A 19,416-nucleotide genomic window follows, 5' to 3' on the forward strand; every position below is an offset into this window, starting at 1 on the left:
CTGCCGGGTTAGCGTGACGTGGTGAGCGACCTGATCACCATCGACGACATCACCGCAGCAGCGGAACGGATCGCGGGGTACGTCCTGCGTACACCCACGGTCGCGAGCCCGGGCCTCGCCGCCTACCTCGGCGTGCCGGTCACCCTCAAGCTGGAGCTCCTCCAGCGGTCCGGCTCGTTCAAGCCGCGCGGCGCGTTCCACAAGCTGCTCGGTCTCACCCCCGCGGAGCGCGCCGCCGGGGTCGTGGCGGTCAGCGGCGGCAACCACGCGCTCGCACTGGCCGACGCCGCCGGGTCGCTGGACATCGCGGCCACGGTCGTCATGCCGGAGTCGGCCCCACAGCGCTCGATCGCCACCTGTCGCACGTCCGGAGCCACGGTGCGGCTCACCCCCGACATGGCTGGCGCCTTCGCGCTGCTCGACGAACTGGTGGCCGACGGGCTCACCCTCGTCCACCCGTTCGACGACCCGATCGTGCTCGCCGCCCAGGGCACCGTCGGCCTGGAGTTCGCCACCGACGCGCCCGACGTCACCGATGTGCTGGTCAGTGTCGGCGGGGGTGCCCTGATCTCCGGCATCGCCGCGGCGATGCGGGCGCTCGTGCCCGGCGTCCGCGTCTGGGGCGTCGAGACCGAGGGCGCCGATGCGATGACCTGCGCCACTGCCGCCGGTACCCCGACGGGGATCACGCCGACCTCGGTCGTCACCACGCTGAGCGCGCCGTACGTGTCGCAGCTGACGCTCGACCACGTGCAGGCCCTCGTCGAGGACGTCATCGTGGTGTCCGACGCCGATGCCGTGGCCGGCACCCTCGCCCTCGCCGAGGAGGGGAAGGTCTGGGCCGAGCCCGCGGCAGGCTGCCTGCTCCCGGCCGCCCACCAGGTGCTCGACCGGGTCGGCCCGGACGTCCGGCTCGGTCTGGTGGTCTGCGGCGGGAACGTCACCGCCGCGGACCTGACGGGGTGGGTGCAGCGGTTCGGAGCCGTCCCCCTCCCCCGTCGTCCCGCGCCGGCAGTGCCCTGAGCCGGCGGCCCTGACCCGCACCCCACCGGAGTGGAAGCTCGGCGGGGCGTCCGGCGTTTCAGGACCGTGCTCACTGATGTCGTCGTGATCGGAGCCGGTCAGGCCGGGTTGTCGGCGGCGTACGGGCTGCGCCGGGCCGGGCTCGAGCCGGGTGCGGGTTTCGTGGTGCTCGACGGCGAGGACGGCCCTGGCGGCGCGTGGCGCCATCGCTGGCCGACGCTGCGCGTCGACACGACCCACCGGATCAACGACCTGCCCGGCCTGCCGTTCGCGCCGGCCGACCCGTCGCGACCGGCGGCCGAGGTGGTGCCTGCCTACTTCGACGAGTACGAGCACACCTTCGACCTGCAGGTGCGCCGTCCGGTGCGCGTCACGGCCGTCCGCGACGCCGCGCCCGACCTGCTCGTCGAGACCGGCTCCGGCACGTGGACCACCCGCGCGCTCATCAACGCGACCGGCACCTGGACGCACCCCTTCCGTCCCCGCTACCCGGGACAGGAGCGCTTCCTCGGGCGCCAGCTGCACCCGGCCGAGTACCGCGGGCCTGCCGAGTTCGCCGGCCTGCGGGTGGTGGTGGTCGGCGGCGGGACGTCCGCGGTGCAGCTGCTGATGGAGATCGCCGGCGTCGCGGCGGCCACGACGTGGGTGACCAGGCGGCCTCCGCACTTCCACGAGGGACCGTTCGACGAGGACGCGGGACGTGCGGCGGTGGCGCGCGTGGAGGAGCGGGTGCGGGCCGGTCTACCCCCGCAGAGCGTCGTCGGTGTGACCGGGCTGATGCTCACCCCGCAGGCCCGGGCTGCGCAGGAGTCGGGGGTGCTGCGCCGGCTGCCCATGTTCGAGCGGATCACCCCGGACGGGGTGGCGTGGGCCGACGGCTCCACGGCGCCTGCCGACGTGATCCTGTGGGCCACCGGGTGGCGGGCCGCGCTCGGGCATCTCACCCCGCTGCACCTGCGCGGGCCGGGCGGCGGGATCGCGGTCGACGGCACCCGCGTGCGGTCCGACCCGCGGATCCACCTGGTGGGCTACGGCCCCAGCGCGAGCACGATCGGGGCCAACCGCGCGGGCCGCGCGGCCGCCCGCGAGGTGGTGTCGCTGCTGCGGGAGCCGCTCACCGCGTGAACGGCGCAGCCTCGTGCTCCCGAAGCCGGCCGGGCATGAACGTGGCCGGCCCCTCAGTGCCAGCCATTCGACTCAGCTGAGCCGCGGCGCGCCCAGCTGTAGTGCCCATGAGCGTTGTTGACGGCGTGTCGGCCTGAACATGAGGAGACCTTCGGGCGAGGGCACAGGTCTCCCCAGTGATCACAGAGGCTCAGCCGACCGCGCCCATCTGCTCGACCGTTCTTACGCGGCGAGGTGCAGAAGCGGTTTCCGGCGGGGTCTTCGCTGCGGATCGATCCAGGCCGGGGGGATCAACTCGGGGAGCCCGTCACGGATACGGACTTCCCACTCGGAATGATGCTGGAGCCGGTGACACGCCCGGCAGAGCATCACGCAGTTGTGCAGGGCCGTGTCACCGCCGTCCTGCCAGGCCGTGATGTGGTGGACCTCGCACCACGACGGTGGCCGCCCGCAACCGGCGCAGCCACGGTCGCGGGCGGCGATGGCGCGACGTAACCCGTCGGGGATGGTGCGGGTGGCCCGCCCGACGTCGAGGGGTTGGCCCGTCCCGTTGAGCACGACCGGGACGACGGCGGCGTCGCAGGCCAGCATCCGCAGCGACTCCGGCGACAGCGTGCCGCCGAAGTCGAGGCAGGCGGCGCGGGCCCGGTTCTCCAGGTCTTCGAGGCGGATCAGCACGCTCAGGTGCGGGCGCCGCCCGCCGCATTCGGGGACGTCGCCGTGGTCGAGCACGTACCCGCACACATCAGCCAGCGCTTCGGCCTGCCGCTGCGCGGGGCTGCGCTGCTCGTCGCCGCTGACCGGCCGGGCGTGGGCGTCGATCACGGTGGCGATGGCATCGAACATCGCCGCGTCGTCGAACTGACCCTTCAGGGTGCCGCCCGCCTTCCCGCGGTGACGGACCAGGTGCAACTCGTTGACCGGCGCGGGGGGGCGGTCATCAGGCTCGGGCCCGTCGGCGTCGAGGGCCTCGATCAGCGCGACACCCCAGGTCTGCAGTTCTGAGGGGGTGTAGACGGCGGCTTTCTCGGCGAGTTGCGCTTCGGCGCCGGCCCACACCTGCGGTGTGAGCCGCTGCGCGGCCGGGCTCGCGAGCACCCGCGCGATCACCGCGACGTGCCGCAGGCCGGTGTGCCCGGCGGCGAACACTGTGGCGGTGGCAGGCAGCTTCGCGGGTAGTGCGGTGCCGTCGAGGCTCACCCGCGGGCACACCTGCTCGGTGGCGACCACCCGGTGACGGGCTTCGAACCGCTCCCAGCCGAGCAGATCGCCCAACGCGGCCGGAGTGGACTTGTAGCCCCGCTCGGCGAACGTCCCGCGCCGCTCCAGCGTGGACACGGCGGCAACAGTGACCCGGTCCAGCCGCCTGCTGGTGCCTTCGCACAGGGTGAGCACCGACAGCAGGTCGTCGTCGGTGGCGCCGGACTCGGCGGCGGCGGACAGCGTGTCGATCGCCTCGACCAGGAGGCGGTGCGCGGTGGTGAGCGGGCTGTCCGACACCCCCTCATCATAACCGAACACATGTTCGAATCGATGTTCGTCGTCGCAGGTCAACGGCCTTTCAGCGCCCGTGGCGGTGGCCTGCCGGACTCGCCTCGCTCCACGCCGTCCGACCCGCCACGGACTCGCCCGGCCGACCGGCTCGACCGCCCCACCGGCACGGTGATCCGCCGCCGCGAACGCCCCAGCCCCGGGCGAGCTGGTGCACGTGGATGTGAAGAAGCTCGGCTGCGCGACGGAGGGGGCCGGCAGGTGCACGGCCGCGACAGCGACCAGTCCCGCACCAGCCCACGGGTCGGGTTCAACTCCGTCCACGCCGCCATCGACGACCACCCCCGCGTGGCCTACGCCGCGATCCGGCCCGACGAGAAAGCCCACCGCGGCCACCCACCCATCAGCCGCGTCAACAACCCGCCTGGGCATTACACCTAGCCGCCGTCCTGCTCAGCCTCGATCTGCCCCTGGTACTGCCGAACCTGCCCCCGGACGTCCTCCTCGATCCACCTGGCCTGGCCACCGATCGTGGTCCACTCCGGCTTGATCCAGCCCTCGTTGCGCCACCGCTGGATCGTGCGCGAGGACACCCGCAACCGCTTCGCAAGCTCAGCGTCTGGCCATCGCGCTGGCCAAGAGCCCTGGACCGCTAGCGCACCGGATGATCGGCGGTCGTACCCGAAGAGGTGTCATTGACTGACGGTGCTGCCCCTGGTGGCTTCGGAGGTCGGGCCGCTCAGCGCGTGATGCCGGTGTGGCCGAGCGAGTAGCGGCCCGGCTGCGGCCACACGCACAACCCGTGCGGCCCCGCGCCCACGTCGAACTTGTGGATGAGGCGCCCGTCGGTGGTGTCGAGGACGTACACCGCGCGGTCGTAGCGGCCCGACAGCCACAGCTGCGTGCCGTCGGCGGTGATGTTGCCCATGTCGGGGCTCCCGCCCCCGGGGATCGGCCACGTCGTGAGCACGGCGCCGGTGTAGGGGTCCAGCACGCTGATGCTGCCCGCGTGCCGGTTGGTGACGAAGAGCCTCCTGGCGTCGCGGGAGAGGTAGAGCCCGTGCGCGCCGTGCCCGGTGGGGATCTGGCGCAGCACGGTGGTGGCCGCGCCGTCGAGCACCCAGAGCCCGTTCTGCTCGCTGTCCGCGATGTAGAACACCGAGCCGTCCGGGGCGAGCTTGACGTCTTGCGGACCCATCGTCGTGTTCCGCACGGGCATGTCGATCATGCGCAGCAGGCGGTGCGACGCCACGTCGACCACCGCGACCCGACCGGCGAACTCGCAGCTGAACACGGCCGTGCGCCCGTCGGCGGTGAAGTCGGCGTGGTCGATGCCCGCGCAGTCGGGCGTCGGCAGGACGTCCTGCTGCTGCCAGGTGTGCGGGTCGTAGAACACCAGCTCCTTGCGCTCCTCGGCCACGGAGATGGCCGAGCGCCCGTCCGGTGTGAAGTACATGTTGTACGGGTCGGTCACCGGGATGCTCTGGCCCGGCTCGCCCGTCCTCGGGTCGAAGGGCGTCACCCGGTATCCGGTGTCGTCGGTGGCGTAGAGCGTGGTCATGTCGTAGGACGGCACCACGTGCTGCAGCTCGCCGCCCAGGCGGTGCCTGCCGACCACGGTGAACGTGGCGGGGTCGATCACCCAGACCTCGCCGGTCTTCGTGTGAGGCACGTACACCCGGGGCACGGCGGCCTTCGCGGGTTCGGAGAGCATCGCCGGCCCGGTGGCGGCGTAGACGTTGTGCGGGTCGGTCACGGGCGGCATCCCGGGGAGCCCGTCGACCACCGCAGCGGGCGGCGGAGGGGCCGGGATGGGCGCGGGCCCCGGGCCGGCGCACGCCGCGAGCACGGCCAGCAGAGCGGCCAGGGCCGGGAGCGACGCCCGGATCCGGGACGCGCCACGTGCGGCCGGGACGCGGTCCCCCGGCCACCGTGCGCCCGTCGCACCATCCATCAGTCGGAGAGTACGGGGCTCTGACCAGGCTCTTCCATTCCTGACCGCCACCCGGGGCGGCACGGGGCTCGGCTACAGTCCCGGTCGTGATCCAGAAGCAGCTGTACGGCTGAGCGGCTCTTCCCGGACCCGCCCGCATGCAGGGCGGGTCCGCGGCGTGTCCTCATCCGTTTACCGCAGACCTGGAGAGTCCTCGTGTCCCACATCCTGATGGTGAGCGTCGGCGCACACGGCCACGTCAACCCCAGCCTGCCGGTGATCGCCGAGCTCGTCGACCGCGGCCACCGCGTCACCTACGCGATCCCCGAGTCCTTCGCCGACACTGTCCGCTCGACCGGCGCCACGCCGCTCGTCTACCTCTCGGGCCTGCCCGACGAGACCCGCGGGGAGCAGTGGCCCGGCGACCCCGTCGACGGCATGTCGATCTTCCTCGACGACGCCGTTCGGGTGTTGCCGCAGCTGGAGGCCGCGCTCACGGACGACCGGCCGGACCTCGTCCTCTACGACATCGCGGGCTACCCGGGCCGGGCACTCGCCCACCGCTGGGGGCTCCCGCTCGTGCAGCTCTCCCCCTCGATGGTGGCCTGGCGGGGCTACGAGGAGGACATGGCCGAGGCACTGACGTTCCTGCGCGAGCCGGAGTACGAGCGCTACCAGGAGCGGTTCGCCCGCTGGCTCGCCGAACTGGGGATCGACATCGACGTCGACACGTTCAGCGGGAGGCCGCCGCGCTGCATCGTGCTGATCCCGCGGGCGATGCAACCCAACGCCGAGCGCGTCGACGACGACGTCTACACGTTCGTCGGACCGTCGCTGGACCGACGCCCGCACCAGGAGGACTGGCCGCCGTCGGACCGGCCCGTCCTGCTGGTGTCCCTCGGCTCCGCCTACACGGACCGAGTGGCGTTCTACCGCGCCTGCGTGGCGGCGTTCGGGCCGCTGAACTGGCAGGTCGTCATCGCGATCGGCTCCCACGTCGACCCGGCCGCGATCGGCGAGCTGCCGCCGAACGTCGAGGTGCATCGCTGGGTCCCGCAGCTCGCGGTGCTCGCCCGCGCCCAGGCCTTCGTGACGCACGCGGGGATGGGCGGCTGCGCCGAGGGGCTGTACCACGGGGTTCCGATGATCGCCGTGCCGCAGGCGGTGGACCAGTTCGGGAACGCGGCGATGCTGGAACAGCTCGGGGCCGGCGTGTACGTCCCGACGGAGGCCGCCACGCCCGGCACGTTGCGGGAGGCGTTGCTCGCACTCGTGGGGTCGGCCGACGTGCGGGACCGGCTCGCCGTGCTCCGCGACGAGTTGCGCGCGGCGGGGGGTGCCGGCGCCGCGGCCGACATCGCGGAGGCCGAGATCGCGGCGTCGCGGATCTGAGGCCGACGCGTTCCTCCGGCTGGGCGTAGCGGGCGGTCCTCCGGACCGTTCGGACTGGTCCGACGGCGTCCAGGGCCGCCGTGGATAGCGGCAGGTCCGGACATAACCGCGAATCTTCTCCTTGGGTGCGGTTACTGGGCGCAATTCTGTCCGCAGCTGCGGAGCATATGGTGGGGCTCCGTGGCGAATTCGCGCCGTGGCAGGAACGAGCCGGAGGATCTGATGAGGTCGTGGCGAGTGGTGGGCGCCCTGGCGGCGGCCGGAGTGGCGCTGGCGGCATGTTCGAGCCCGAGCACCAACCCGAGCCCGAGCCCGAGCACGGCGAGCCCGAGCCCTGCCGGCGCGAACGGGCAACCGGTGCGCGTGCTCTACGCGGGCTCGCTGGTGAACCTGATGGAACGCGACATCGGGCCGAAGTTCACGGCGGCGCAGGGCTACCGGTTCCAGGGCGAGGGCGGCGGGTCCGATGCACTGGCCAACGAGATCACGGGCAAGGTCAAGCAGGCCGACGTGTTCATCAGCGCGAGCCCGCAGCCCAACTCGACCCTGCAGGGCGCGGCGGGCGGCAACGCGGAGTCGTGGTTCGCGACGTTCGCGTCGTCCCCGCTCGTGATCGGGTACAACCCGAAGAGCCGCTTCGCCGCTGACCTGACGTCGAAGCCGTGGCAGCAGGTGCTGGCCGAGCCCGGATTCCGGCTGGGCCGCACCGACCCCACCACGGACCCGAAGGGAAAGCTGGCGGTGCAGGCGCTCGACCGGGTGGGGCTGACGAGCCTGGCCTCGGACCAGTCGGGCGTGTTCCCCGAGACGGACCTCGTCGGACGGTTGCAGTCCGGTCAGCTCGACGCCGGGTTCTTCTACTCGGCCGAGGCCGTCCCGGACAAGATCCCGACGATCAAGATCCCACCGGTGGCGCTGGGGGCCGCCTACACGGTCACCGTGCTCAACCAGGCGCCGAACCAGGCCGGAGCGGTCGCGTTCGTCAACTACCTGCTCGGCCGCGACGGCTCCTCGACGCTCACGGCCGACGGGTTCCAGGTGGCGTCGCCGCCCACCGTGTCCGGGGACGAGGGCGCGGTCCCTGCTGGGCTCCACCCGCTGATCCCGGCCCCCTGAGGCCCGGCGTCACGCCCGGGTCGCTACCGCAGGCTCCGGGCTCCCGGGGCGCGTGGGCACCGGCCAGACGACGAGCCGCTCCGGAGGGAGCCGCACCCGGCACCGCGTGCCGACCGCCGCCACCCCGTCATCGGCGGTGACGACGGTGAGCTCACAGCCCCCGTCGAGGACGACCAGCAACTCGGCGACCGCGCCCATGTGCACGACGTCGATGATCGTCGCGTGGTGCTCCTCGCCGGTGCGCGGCGGTGCCGGGTCGAGTTCCACATGTTCGGGCCGGATGCACCACGCCAGCTCCGTCCCGGCGGGAACCCCGCCGGGACCGGCGGCGATGAGGGAGCCGGCGGACTCGAGCGTGTCGCTGTCGCGCATCCGTCCCGTGTGGAGGTTGCGGATGCCCAGCAGGCGCGCCGCTGCCGGGCTCGCCGGCCGGGAGAAGACCTCGGGCTGACCGCCTCCCTGCACCAGCGCCCCGTCGATGACCAGCAGCACCTCGTCGGCCAGCAGCGCAGCCTCCTCGGGGTCATGGGTGACCAGCACCGTGGTGACCGCCGTGTCGCGCTGCACGCGCCGTAGCTCCCGCCGGAGCTCGTCGCGCACCGGCGTGTCCAGCCCGGTGAAGGGTTCGTCGAGGAGCAGCAGCCGCGGTTGCCGGGCCAGCGCCCTCGCCAGCGCAACCCGGCGACGCTGGCCGCCGGACAGCTGGTGGGGCAGCCGGTCCTCGAGGCCGTCGAGGTGCAGGCGGGTGAGCCAGTGGGCGGCCACCGCCGGATCGGTGCCGACACCGAAGGTGACCTGGCGCCACACCGGCAGGTGCGGGAGCAGGCAGGAGTCCTGCGGCACATAGCCGACGTCGCGGGACTCGGGGTCGAGCGCCGTCAGGTCGTGCCCACCGAGCCGCACGCTCCCCTCGTGCAGCGGCGCCAGCCCGGCCAGCAGCTTGAGCAGCAGCGACTTCCCCGCTCCGGACGGCCCGAGCACGGCGAGGTGCCTGCCCTGGGCGGTGTGGCCCACGCGGAGGTGGAACACGCCCAGCCGGGCGTCGACCTCGAACCCGAGGTGGGCGGGAGGCCGGGCGCTCGGGGCCTGCGGCGCCGGGAGCGTCATCCGGGCCGCGCGGCGGTGGTGCCGTCGTCCCGCTCCGCCGCTCAGAGCCAGCACGAGCACGGCGGCGAGCAGCGCCGCCGCGACCGGGATCATCGTCGTGTCGACCCCGGAGCTGCCGAACTCGACGTAGGTGAAGACCGGCAGCGAGTACGGGTGGTAGGCGAGCACCACCGTGGCCCCGAACTCCCCGAAGGCGCGCAGCCAGGCCAGCAGCAGCCCCGCCCGGATGCCCGCCCAGGCACCGGGCATGGCCACCCGCGCGAACCGCGACCACGGGCCGTGCCCGAGGGTGGCGGCCACGTCGGCCAGCTCGGGATCCAGCGCCGCGAACGCGGAGCGGGCGGCGATGATCAGGAACGGGGCCGCCACGAAGATCTGCGCCAGCACCACGCCGGTGAGGTCGTCGGTCAGCCGGCCGTCGAACAGCTGCCCGAGCGAGGTGTAGGGCCCGATGACGTACACCAGCAGCAGGCCGCTGATCAGCGGTGGGAGCGCCAGCGGCAGCTGCACCGCCACGCCCAGCAGCTCGGCGGCGCGACCCCGGGCCCGCGCGAGCAGGTAGCCCAGCGGGATCCCGGCCACGGCGATGACCACCGTGGCGATGCTCGCGCTCAGCAGCGAGACGCCCAGGGCGTCGACGATGCCGGGCACGGTCAGCTGCTCCGCCGACGCCCCCGCCAGCCGCACGACGAACGCCCCGATGGGCACCAGCAGGTAGGCCACCAGCAGTGCCGCCAGCCACGGGAGCGGGGTCGCGAGCTTCCCGGTGGCCGCCCGCCGCGTCACGCCCATCGGCGCACCGCGGCCGGGGCGTCACCGTCGAAGACACTCACGACAGTCAGGATATCCGCACCTGCGGATCAATCCCGCTTCCATGAGCGCAGATACGGGTAACCGGGACGAACAGGGCCCGGCGACCACCGCGTCATGGACACATAACGCGCTCGGGAGGCCGTCAGAACAGCAACATGTGACCACAACGCTGCAGAGGGCCGGGCGGCCCGCACCCACCCGCAGCGTTGCGGATACGTACTGCTGTTCGGACGGGTCCGTCAGGCGTCGGTGCGCACCTCGGTGCCGTCCTGGCCCCACCGGGTGTGGAACGAGCCGTCCGCGTCGATGCGCCGGTAGGTGTGGGCGCCGAAGTAGTCGCGCAGGCCCTGGATCAGGTTGGCCGGGCCGCGCTCGCGGCGGTAGCCGTCGTAGTACGACAGCGACGACGAGAACGCCGGGATCGCCACACCCTGCTGCGTGGCGGTGACCACGACCCGCCGCCACGAGTCCTGCGCGTTGGCCACGGCCTCGGTGAAGTACGGCACCATCAGCAGGTTCTCGATGTCACCGTGCTCGGCGTACGCGTCCCGGATCCGGTTGAGGAACCGGGCCCGGATGATGCAGCCGCCCCGCCAGATCGTGGCCATGGCTCCGAGGTCGACGTCCCAGTCGTTGGCCTTCGACGCGGCGCGCATCTGCGCGAAGCCCTGCGCGTAGGCCACCACCTTGCTGGCGTAGAGGGCCTGGCGGATGTCCTCGACGAGGTCGGTGCGGTCCTCCCCCGCGCCGGGGACGGGGCCGCCCAGCGTGGTGGCCGCGGCCTTGCGCTCGCCTCGCAGCGAGGAGAGCGTGCGGGCGAACACGGCCTCGGTGATGCCGGTCAGCGGGACGCCGAGCTCCAGGGCGTCCTGCGAGGTCCAGCGGCCGGTGCCCTTCTGCTCGGCCTCGTCGACGATCACGTCGACGAGAGGGCCGCCGGTGCGGGCGTCGGTCTTCTGGAGGACCTCGCCGGTGATCTCGATGAGGTACGACTCGAGGTCGCCCGCGTTCCACTCCTCGAAGATCTTGCCGATCGCCGGGGCGTCCAGCCCGGCAACGTGGGTGAGCAGGTCGTACGCCTCGGCGATGAGCTGGATGTCGGCGTACTCGATGCCGTTGTGCACCATCTTCACGTAGTGCCCGGCGCCGTCCGGCCCGACGTGCACGCAGCAGGGCGTGTCGTCCACCTGCGCGGCGATGGTGGTGAAGATGTCCTCGACCTCGGCATAGGCCTCGGCGTCGCCGCCGGGCATGATGCTCGGCCCGTTGAGCGCGCCCTCCTCGCCGCCGGACACCCCGACGCCCATGAACCGCAGCCCGCGCTCCGCGCAGGCCCGCGTGCGGCGCGTCGTGTCGGGGAAGTGCGAGTTGCCGCCGTCGATGATGATGTCGCCCTCGTCGAGCAGCGGCGAGATCTCCTCGATCACCGCGTCCACCGGGGCGCCGGCCTTCACCATGACGAGGATGCGGCGCGGCTTCTCCAGGGCGGCCACGAAGTCCTCGAGGCTCTCCGTGGCCGTGAACGCGCCCTCGTCGCCGTAGGCCTCCATGAACTCGCGGGTGCGCGCCGACGTCCGGTTGTGCACAGCGACCGGCGTGCCCCGCCGCGCGATGTTGCGGGCCAGGTTCGCCCCCATCACGGCCAGCCCGGTCACCCCGATGCGGCTCTTCGCGTCTGCCACGGTCATCGTTCTCCCTCACTCAGCCCCTGGCGACGGTACCGCCGGAGCGGGCAGCCCGGCTCGTCGCCTCCACCACCACGACCATGCCCGCCGCCCCCGCATTCCGCCGGGGACGCGAACGCCGTGGACGGTTCGCCCGACCGGCCGTCAGAGCTGCGCCGCGATCGGCACGACCTCACGTCCGAGGAGCTTCAGCGGCTCCAGCTCCCACACGCGGTCGACCCGGCCGTGGACCTCGCCGACCCCGAGCTCGGCGTAGCGGTGGAGCTGCTCGAGGATCGCGTCGACGTTCTCGCCCCTCTCCCCCGGGTCGAGGTGGAACATCACGGTCTTCTCGATCTCGTCGTACGGGCGGCCGAGTGCCTCGCAGTGCTCCCGCAGCACGCCGAGCTTGTGCTCGACGTCGGCGCTGGCGAGCAGGTTGCAGGCCTGCGCGTACTGGGCGACCAGGCGCAGTGTCTTCCGCTCCCCGCCGCCGCCGATCAGGATGGGCGGGTGGGGGCGGCGCAGCGACTGCGGAGCGTTGAGCGTCTTCTCGAGCCGGTAGTGCCGGCCCTCGTAGGGGCCGTCGTCGGGCCCCCACATCTGCAGGCAGATCTGCAGGGCCTCCTCCAGACGCTCGAACCGCTCGCCGGTGGACGGGAACGGCAGTCCCAGGCCGCGCGCCTCCTCGGCGTTCCAGCCGGCACCGATGCCTAGCCAGGCGCGTCCGCCGGAGAGCACGTCGACGGTGCTGACCAGCTTCGCCAGCATCCCGGGCTCCCGGTAGGTGGCGGCCGTGACCCAGGCCAGCAGCTGCACCTGCGACGTGCGCGCCGCGAGGAACCCCAGCGTGGTGTAGGCCTCCAGCATGTCGTGCTCGGGCGGCCCGATCGTCCCGATCTGCCAGACGTGGTCCATCACGCTGATGCGCGCGAAGCCGACCTCCTCGGCCGTCATGACGATCCGCGTCAGGTCGTCGGCGAGCCCGGGAGGACCCGCCGGGAACGTGAAGTCTGCGAGGTGGAGGCCGAGATCCACGATGACTCCTCGATGAGACCGCCGTCCGGGACGTCCCCGACGCTAGTCCCCGACACCCGCTCCGGCGCCCCGCGACGGTGACACGATCGGTCCTCGGCCGACGAGCGCCGGGGACGCGTGATCAGAAGGCGGGCCAGGGGATGGCCGGGCCGTAGCCGGAGGGCTCGGGGTAGGAGGGGTCGTCCAGCAGCCCGTCCACCCGCGCCGACAGGGTGCGCATCTCACGCCGGGTGATGTGCTCGCCGAGCACGTCGCACAGCCCGTCGTCGAGTTCGGAACGCAGCCGCTGCAGCGCCTCGACCACCCGCTCGGGAAGCCGCTTGCCCACCCAGCCCCACAGCACGGTGCGGAGCTTCTCCTCGGTGTGCAGGCACAGCCCGTGGTCGACGCCGTAGACGTTGCCGTCGACGCCGGCGAGGACGTGCCCGCCCTTGCGGTCCGCGTTGTTGGTGACCACGTCCAACGCGGCCATCGCCTGCAGCTCCGGTGTGTCGGCGTGCACGAGCACCGCGGGCTCGCCGCGGTCACCGCGGGCCCGCAGCACCCCCAGCCAGCCCGGCGGCACGTCCTTCGGAGCGCAGACGTCGACGAGCTCGCGCTCCTCGTCGGTGTCCACCCAGATCTGCACCATGCCCGGCCCGAACGGGCCGTCGCGCAGCACCGTGGGCGGCACGACGTGCAGACCGGCGGCCTCGGACACCAGGTACGTCGCCACCTCGCGTCCGGCGAGCGTGCCGTCCGGGAAGTCCCAGAGCGGGCGCTCGCCACGCACCGGCTTGTAGACGCACTGCGCCTCGAGCCCGTTGGTGGTGATCGTGCCGAACAGGGTGGCGTTGGAGGCGTCGACGAGCCGTCCGGTGATCTCTATCCGGCCTCGCCGGAGCAGTTCCGGCACAGCGGGGTCACGAGGTTCCACGTGCGTCAGGTCGGTCTCTTCGTCAGTCCGCTACCGGGGACCGCTCGTGGTAGCCGTTGAGCCGCACACACACGTGGCCCTCGGGGTCGAGCGGCTCGGCGCAGAGGGGGCACGGCGGCCGGCCGGCGGACACGACCCGCTCGGCGCGGTCGGCGAACGCGCGGGCCTGCACCGGCGAGAGGAACACGCGGAGCGCGTCGGGGCCCTCCTCGGTGTCGTCGAGGACGACGGACTCGTCGATCTCCTCATCGGTGACGGCGAGCAGTTCGACGACGATGGAGCGGGAGTCGGCGTCCCAGCCCAGGCCCATGGTGCCGACGCGGAACTCCTCCTCCAACGGCACCGCGAGTGGGTCGAGGTCGCTGCCGCCGCCCGCCTCGTCGGGTACCTCGTCGCCGAAGCGGCGAGCCACCTCCTGGAGCAACGCGCTGATGCGGTCGGCGAGCACCGACACCTGCTGTTTCTCCAGGAGGACGCTGATGGTGCGCGCGTCCTCGATGGCCTGCAGGTAGAAGGAGCGGTCGCCGGGTTCACCAACGGTCCCGGCGACGAAGCGCTCGGGCTGGCGGAAGACATGGATGACGCGTGACATGGCGACATCGAGAGTAGGCCACGGCGGCGCACTCGGCACCTCCTCGGGGGTTCAGCCGCCGGTGGTCCCGCCCACCACCGCGTCGGAGCTGCGGGGGGCCGTTTTGCGCCTGCGCTTGGGCTTGGGCGGGATCAGCCCGGCCACGTCGCCGCCGAGGTCGTTGACGCGCGCGACGAACGGGCGGGTGTCGGTGTAATGCACGACACTGATCGAGCTCGGGTCGACGACGATGCGCTGGAAGTTGTCGAGGTGGGTGGCCAGCGCGTCGGCCAGCACCGCCTTGATCACGTCACCGTGGGTGCAGGCCAGCCAGACCGCGGTGGGACCGTGCTCGGCGGCGATTCGCGCCCCGTGCCTGCGCACGGCGGCCACCGCGCGGGCCTGCATCCCCGCGAGGCCCTCGCCTCCGGGGAACACCGCGGCGGAGGGGTGCGACTGCACCACCTTCCACAACGGCTCCTTGAAGAGCGTCTTCAGCTCGGCGCCGGTCCACGAGCCGTAGTCGACCTCCGCGAGCTCGGGCTCCGAGACGGGCGTGAGCCCGCGGTCCTTCGCCAGCGGCGCGACCGTCTGCTCGCAGCGCACCATCGGTGAGCAGACGATCTCCGCCAGCGGCACGCCCGCAAGCCGGTCGACCATCTTCTGCGCCTGCGTCTGGCCGACCTCGTCCAGCTCCACGCCGGGGGTGCGGCCGGCGAGGACACCGGCGGCGTTGGCCGCCGACCGGCCGTGGCGGAGCAGGATGAGGGTGGTCACGATCAGCGAGCCTACGTGGAACAGCCGCCGGCTCTCAGGTTGCCGCGAGCCAACCGGCACTCAGCGCGACGAACAGCACCGCGCCCAACGCCACCCGGTACCAGACGAACACGTAGATGCTGTGACGCTCCACATAGCGCAGCAGCCAGGCGATCGTCGCGTAGCCGATGACGAACGCGATGACGGTGGCCACGGTCATCTGCAGCGGGCTCGGCCCGTCACCGGAGAACACGTCGGGGATCTGGAACAGGCCGGACGCGACGACGGCCGGGATCGCGAGCAGGAACGAGTAGCGCACGGCGGCGGGCCGGGTGTAGCCGAGGAAGAGTCCGGCGGTGATCGTGCCGCCGGACCGGGAGACCCCGGGGACCAGTGCCATCGCCTGCGCGAACCCGAGCACGACGCCGTCCGTCACGCCCATGTGCTTCAGCTCGTAGCGCTGCTTGCCCACCCGCTCGGCCAGGCCGAGCAGCAGCCCGAAGACGATGAGGGTGGTGGCGATGAGCCAGAGGTTGCGGGCCGCGGTCTGGATCTGGTCCTCCAGGAGCACCCCGAGCAGGCCGATCGGGATCGTGCCGATGATCACGAGCCAGGCCATCCGGTAGTCCGGGGTCTTGCGGACCGACGGGTCGCGCAGGCCCCGGAACCAGGTGACGACCAGGTGACCGATGTCCTTGGCGAAGTAGACGATCACGGCGGCCTCGGTGCCCAGCTGCGTCACTGCCGTGAACGCTGCACCGGCATCACGCCCGAAGAAAACCTCCGAGATGATCCTGAGGTGGGCTGAAGAAGAGATCGGGAGGAACTCCGTCAAACCCTGCACAACACCGAGAACGAGCACTTCGAGCCAAGTCACGCGCGGACCGTACCGACACCCTGTTGGGCGCCCCGCCTAGGCTCTTACCGTGCGGCGGCGACGGGTCGGGGGCAGCGGACTGGAGGTGTCGCAGATCGGCCTCGGCACCATGACCTGGGGTGCCGACACCGATGTCGACGGCGCGGTCGCACAGCTCGCCACGTTCGTCGATGCGGGCGGCACCCTCGTCGAGACCGCCGACGGCTACGGCGACGGCGCCGCGCAGGCCACGCTGGGCGAGGTGCTCACCTCCGCCGTGCCGCGCGACGACCTGGTCATCGCCGGCCGCGCGACACTGCCCGGTGGCCCCCTCGGGGACGGCGCCGCCCGCGGCGCGCTGCTCGCGGGGCTCGACGCCACCCTCGCGCGCATCGGCATCGACCACCTCGACCTGTGGCAGCTGCCCGGCTTCGACGCCGACGTCCCGCTGGAGGAGACGCTCTCCGCGGTGCAGGTGGCCGTCATGGCCGGGAAGGCCCGCTACTGCGGGCTCGTCGCGCCCAAGGGGTGGCAGCTCGCCACGGTGGCGGAGCGCGGGCGCGCGCTGGGCAGCATCACGGTGCCCGTGTCGGCGCAGGTCGAGTACTCGCTGCTGGCCCGGGAGGTCGAGGCCGAACTGCTCCCCGCGGCGCAGCACCACGGCGTCGGGCTGATGGCCTGGGCGCCGCTCGGCCGCGGCGTCCTCACCGGCAAGTACGCCGACGGCACCCCGGCCGACTCCCGCGCCGCCTCACCCACGCTGGCGCCCTACGTGGAGGCGCGGCGCAACGAGCGCTCGGCCCGGATCGTCCAGGCCGTTCTCACGGCGGCCGACGGGCTCGGCACCTCCCCGCTCTCGGTGGCACTGGCCTGGGTGCGCGACCGGCCCGGCGTGGCCGCCGCCGTCGTCGGGGCCCGGGACGCCGCGCAGCTGTCGGCGTCGCTGGCCGCAGAGTCGGTCGTGCTGCCCGCGGAGATCCGCTCCGCACTCGACGACGTGAGCGCGCCTGCATGACCGGCGGAGGGGCCGCAGCGGCTCGTCGCAGGGACCTGGCACGGCATGGCGGCCGCGCCTATGGTGTGGGAATTCCACCCGGTGTTCACCGCGGCGTGGGGGTGTCGGACGGACGAGCTGGCGGGAGGTGAGCCGGTGGAGCGAGGCGGCCCGACCGGCATGGTCGAGGAGGATTCGATCGACGGGGACTGGGAGTACCGCCCGGTCCAGCTACCCGGTGACGTGTCCCGGATGACCGCGGCGGTGCGACTGGCGATCCAGGCCGAGTTCGGCGGCTGGGAGCTCTCGCGCGTGCGGCTCTACCCGGGAGGCGTCCGCAAGGTGTGGCTACGGCGGCGGCGCAGTTCGAGGATGCTCCCCGAACTCTCGGTCTGACCCGGTCCGGCCCGGTCCGATCGGTTCAGGAAAGCCACTTTCCTGTACTGGGAGGGCCTGAAAGTGGCTTTCCTGAACCTCGGGGTGCTCCCCTGGCTACCTAGTGGTCCTTCCACGTCACGTCTTCGGGGGGCGGGGTGCCGCTCTTCGGCCCCGGCACCCCACGGAAGGCGTACGGCGCGGGCTCGCGGCCGGGCTGCACGAACCAGCACTCCCCCGGCTCCCCGCGCTCGAGGATCGCCTCGATCGCCGCGGCGACGTCCTCCGCGCTGAGCAGCGGGAAGTCCCCGAACCGGTCCTTCGCCTTCGCGATCAGCGGGGTGTCGGCGAAGCCTGGGCACACCGCGTTCACCCGGATCCCCTCCGGCGCCAGCGTGGGTGCCGCCGAGCGGACGTACCCGACCACGGCGTGCTTCGTCATCGTGTAGAGCGCGTCGCCGGGCATGGCGACCAGCCCGGCCAGCGACGCCGTGGCGACGATGGTGCCCCCGCCGGCCCGGCGCAGCGCCGGCACGGCCGCCGTCAGCCCGAAGACGACGTGGTCGATGTTGATCCCGACGATCCGGCGGTACGCGGCCAGGTCGAGGTTCTCGATGCCCGACTGGCCCGCTGTGATCCCCGCGTTGAGCAGCACGATGTTGAGCCGCCCGAACGCGTCCTCGGCCACGTCGACGGCCATCGTCATCGTGTCCGGGTCGGACGCGTCTCCGGGCAGGGCGAGCCCGCCCACCTCCTCGGCGAGCGCACGCGCCCCGGCCTCGTCCCGGTCGGCGACCGCGACGACGGCTCCCGCGGCGGCGAGCCTGCGCACCGCGGCGGCGCCGATCCCCGACGCCCCCCCGGTGACCAGCGCCGCTTTGCCCGTCAGGTCCATCAGCAGCTCCTCAGGAAGGTGTCGAGCACGCGGCAGCCGAACTTCAGCGAGTCGACCGGCACCCGCTCGTCGATGCCGTGGAATAGCGAGGCGAAGTCCAGGTCCGGTGGCAGCCGCAGCGGGGCGAAGCCGTAGCAGTTCATGCCGAGGTCCTGGAACGACTTGGCGTCGGTGCCGCCGGAGAGCATGTACGGCACGGTCACGGCGCCGGGGTCCTCGGTGCGCAGCGCGGCGGCCATCGCGTCGGTGAGCGGCCCACCGAACGGCGTCTCCACCGCGGGCAGGTTGGTCACCCACTCCCGGGTCACGTCCGGGCCGAGGAGTTCGTCCACCTCGCGGAGGAACGCCTCCTCACGCCCCGGCAGCACGCGGCAGTCGACCACGGCCTCCGCCGACGAGGGGATGACGTTGGCCTTGTAGCCGGCCGAGAGCATCGTCGGGTTGGCGGTGTCGCGGATCGTGGCGCCGACGATCCGGGAGAGCGGCCCGAGCTTCGCGATCGCCCCCTCCAGGTCGTCCTCCGGGAACTCCAGCCCGGTGAGCTCGGCCATCTGCTCGAGGAACGCGCGGACGGTGTCGGTGAGCACCAGCGGGAACTTGTGGTTGCCCAGCCGGGCGACGGCTTCCGCGACCTTGGTGACGGCGTTGTCGTCGTGGAGGAACGACCCGTGGCCGGGCCTCCCGCGGGCCTGCAGCCGCATCCAGGCGATGCCCTTCTCGGCGGCCTCGATGAGGTACACGCGCCGGTCCTCGGCGAGGGTCAGGGAGAACCCGCCCACCTCACCGACGGCCTCCGTGCAGCCCTCGAACAGGTCGGGCCGGTTCGCGGTGAGCCACCCGGCACCGAGCTTCCCGCCTGCTTCCTCGTCGGCCAGGAATGCGAACACGATGTCCCGGGGCGGCACCACGCCGTCGCGCTTGAACCGGCGCGCGACCGCGATCGTCATCGCCACCATGTCCTTCATGTCGACGGCCCCGCGCCCCCACACGTAGCCGTCCTGCACGGCGCCGGAGAACGGGTGCACCGACCACTCGGACGGATCGGCAGGCACCACGTCGAGGTGCCCGTGCACGAGCAGCGCCCCCCGCTCCGGGTCGGCGCCCTTGAGCCGGCAGATCACGTTGTCGCGCCGCGGCCCACCCGACTCGACCACCTCGACCTCGAAGCCGACCTCGGTGAGCTTCGCGGCCACGTACTCCGCGGCTTCCCGCTCCCCGACCGTCGTCGCGGGGTCGGCGGTGTTGGTGGTGTCGATCCGGATGAGTTCCGAAGCCAGCTCGACGACCTCGTCCTCGGCTGCGATATGGCTGGTCACGCCGATCTTCCTACCACCGGAGGTCCCGGCGCGGA

17 protein-coding genes and 2 pseudogenes are annotated in these 19,416 nt (G+C 72.6%); 7 read left to right on the plus strand and 12 right to left on the minus strand.

The window, feature by feature from the left end; translation table 11 throughout:
• Positions 1-21 precede the first annotated feature (21 nt).
• Positions 22-1,023 (plus strand): threonine ammonia-lyase, encoded by a 1,002-nt coding sequence (locus AC5L35_RS19515; RefSeq protein ID WP_495061092.1) that lies wholly within the window; start codon positions 22-24, stop codon positions 1,021-1,023.
• 66 nt (positions 1,024-1,089) lie between these two features.
• Complete coding sequence (locus AC5L35_RS19520) at positions 1,090-2,148, plus strand: NAD(P)-binding domain-containing protein (protein ID WP_495061093.1); 1,059 nt, start codon at positions 1,090-1,092, stop codon at positions 2,146-2,148.
• A gap of 222 nt (positions 2,149-2,370) precedes the next feature.
• Here AC5L35_RS19520 and AC5L35_RS19525 read toward each other — a convergent pair whose 3' ends face one another.
• Positions 2,371-3,648 (minus strand): HNH endonuclease signature motif containing protein, encoded by a 1,278-nt coding sequence (locus AC5L35_RS19525; protein WP_495061094.1) that lies wholly within the window; start codon positions 3,646-3,648, stop codon positions 2,371-2,373.
• 190 nt (positions 3,649-3,838) lie between these two features.
• On the opposite strand from AC5L35_RS19525, the pseudogene AC5L35_RS19530 reads away from it, so the two are divergent.
• Positions 3,839-4,020, plus strand: a pseudogene (locus tag AC5L35_RS19530) (IS481 family transposase); the annotation flags it as partial.
• Between the two features lie 56 nt (positions 4,021-4,076).
• On the opposite strand, the pseudogene AC5L35_RS19535 reads toward AC5L35_RS19530, so the two are convergent.
• Positions 4,077-4,244 (minus strand): annotated as a pseudogene (locus AC5L35_RS19535) (hypothetical protein); the annotation flags it as partial.
• Between the two features lie 134 nt (positions 4,245-4,378).
• Entirely contained in the window at positions 4,379-5,593 is a 1,215-nt protein-coding gene (locus tag AC5L35_RS19540) for a YncE family protein (protein WP_495061095.1), read from the minus strand.
• A gap of 210 nt (positions 5,594-5,803) precedes the next feature.
• On the opposite strand from AC5L35_RS19540, the gene AC5L35_RS19545 reads away from it, so the two are divergent.
• Together AC5L35_RS19545 and AC5L35_RS19550 are read left to right on the plus strand one after the other, a co-directional pair.
• Entirely contained in the window at positions 5,804-6,964 is a 1,161-nt protein-coding gene (locus AC5L35_RS19545; RefSeq protein ID WP_495061290.1) for a macrolide family glycosyltransferase, read from the plus strand.
• Positions 6,965-7,186: 222 nt separating this feature from the next.
• Complete coding sequence (locus AC5L35_RS19550; RefSeq protein WP_495061096.1) at positions 7,187-8,080, plus strand: extracellular solute-binding protein; 894 nt, start codon at positions 7,187-7,189, stop codon at positions 8,078-8,080.
• Positions 8,081-8,089: 9 nt separating this feature from the next.
• On the opposite strand, the gene AC5L35_RS19555 is transcribed toward AC5L35_RS19550, so the two are convergent.
• The 7 genes from AC5L35_RS19555 to AC5L35_RS19585 all read right to left on the minus strand — a co-directional run bounded on the left by AC5L35_RS19555 (position 8,090) and on the right by AC5L35_RS19585 (position 15,822).
• Positions 8,090-9,979, minus strand: coding sequence for an ABC transporter ATP-binding protein/permease (locus tag AC5L35_RS19555; RefSeq protein WP_495061097.1), 1,890 nt, complete (start codon positions 9,977-9,979; stop codon positions 8,090-8,092).
• A gap of 260 nt (positions 9,980-10,239) precedes the next feature.
• Positions 10,240-11,688, minus strand: coding sequence for an NADP-dependent phosphogluconate dehydrogenase (gnd, locus tag AC5L35_RS19560; RefSeq protein WP_495061098.1), 1,449 nt, complete (start codon positions 11,686-11,688; stop codon positions 10,240-10,242).
• Between the two features lie 141 nt (positions 11,689-11,829).
• The gene (locus AC5L35_RS19565) at positions 11,830-12,702 is read right to left on the minus strand and encodes an LLM class F420-dependent oxidoreductase (protein ID WP_495061099.1); all 873 of its coding nucleotides are present in this window, start codon (positions 12,700-12,702) and stop codon (positions 11,830-11,832) included.
• Positions 12,703-12,823: 121 nt separating this feature from the next.
• Positions 12,824-13,618: an SCO1664 family protein gene (locus AC5L35_RS19570; RefSeq protein WP_495061100.1), complete on the minus strand. Its 795-nt coding sequence runs from the start codon at positions 13,616-13,618 to the stop codon at positions 12,824-12,826.
• A gap of 22 nt (positions 13,619-13,640) precedes the next feature.
• Positions 13,641-14,210 (minus strand): DUF3090 domain-containing protein, encoded by a 570-nt coding sequence (locus tag AC5L35_RS19575; protein ID WP_495061101.1) that lies wholly within the window; start codon positions 14,208-14,210, stop codon positions 13,641-13,643.
• A gap of 51 nt (positions 14,211-14,261) precedes the next feature.
• Positions 14,262-14,966, minus strand: a complete 705-nt coding sequence (locus AC5L35_RS19580; RefSeq protein ID WP_495061102.1) for a histidine phosphatase family protein — start codon at positions 14,964-14,966, stop codon at positions 14,262-14,264.
• A gap of 34 nt (positions 14,967-15,000) precedes the next feature.
• Complete coding sequence (locus tag AC5L35_RS19585; RefSeq protein WP_495061103.1) at positions 15,001-15,822, minus strand: undecaprenyl-diphosphate phosphatase; 822 nt, start codon at positions 15,820-15,822, stop codon at positions 15,001-15,003.
• Positions 15,823-15,871: 49 nt separating this feature from the next.
• Between AC5L35_RS19585 and AC5L35_RS19590 the strand changes: the two genes are divergently transcribed.
• Complete coding sequence (locus tag AC5L35_RS19590; RefSeq protein ID WP_495061104.1) at positions 15,872-16,816, plus strand: aldo/keto reductase; 945 nt, start codon at positions 15,872-15,874, stop codon at positions 16,814-16,816.
• A gap of 159 nt (positions 16,817-16,975) precedes the next feature.
• Positions 16,976-17,191, plus strand: a complete 216-nt coding sequence (locus tag AC5L35_RS19595; protein ID WP_169395897.1) for a DUF5703 family protein — start codon at positions 16,976-16,978, stop codon at positions 17,189-17,191.
• Between the two features lie 100 nt (positions 17,192-17,291).
• Here AC5L35_RS19595 and AC5L35_RS19600 read toward each other — a convergent pair whose 3' ends face one another.
• Positions 17,292-18,065 (minus strand): SDR family oxidoreductase, encoded by a 774-nt coding sequence (locus tag AC5L35_RS19600; protein WP_495061105.1) that lies wholly within the window; start codon positions 18,063-18,065, stop codon positions 17,292-17,294.
• Positions 18,065-19,381, minus strand: a complete 1,317-nt coding sequence (locus tag AC5L35_RS19605; RefSeq protein WP_495061106.1) for a M20/M25/M40 family metallo-hydrolase — start codon at positions 19,379-19,381, stop codon at positions 18,065-18,067. The genes AC5L35_RS19600 and AC5L35_RS19605 overlap by 1 nt, the downstream gene beginning before the upstream one ends.
• Between the last annotated feature and the right edge of the window lie 35 nt (positions 19,382-19,416).

The organism is Pseudonocardia sp. OZ21, from assembly GCF_059359135.1.

Bases quoted from the DNA above. Each gene is read 5' to 3' on its own strand.
- AC5L35_RS19595 (WP_169395897.1), top strand. From the start codon at position 16,976: ATGGTCGAGGAGGATTCGATCGACGGGGACTGGGAGTACCGCCCGGTC.
- AC5L35_RS19555 (WP_495061097.1), bottom strand. From the start codon at position 9,979: ATGGGCGTGACGCGGCGGGCGGCCACCGGGAAGCTCGCGACCCCGCTC.
- gnd (WP_495061098.1), bottom strand. From the start codon at position 11,688: ATGACCGTGGCAGACGCGAAGAGCCGCATCGGGGTGACCGGGCTGGCC.
- AC5L35_RS19550 (WP_495061096.1), top strand. From the start codon at position 7,187: ATGAGGTCGTGGCGAGTGGTGGGCGCCCTGGCGGCGGCCGGAGTGGCG.
- AC5L35_RS19600 (WP_495061105.1), bottom strand. From the start codon at position 18,065: ATGGACCTGACGGGCAAAGCGGCGCTGGTCACCGGGGGGGCGTCGGGG.
- AC5L35_RS19545 (WP_495061290.1), top strand. From the start codon at position 5,804: ATGGTGAGCGTCGGCGCACACGGCCACGTCAACCCCAGCCTGCCGGTG.
- AC5L35_RS19540 (WP_495061095.1), bottom strand. From the start codon at position 5,593: ATGGATGGTGCGACGGGCGCACGGTGGCCGGGGGACCGCGTCCCGGCC.
- AC5L35_RS19575 (WP_495061101.1), bottom strand. From the start codon at position 14,210: ATGTCACGCGTCATCCATGTCTTCCGCCAGCCCGAGCGCTTCGTCGCC.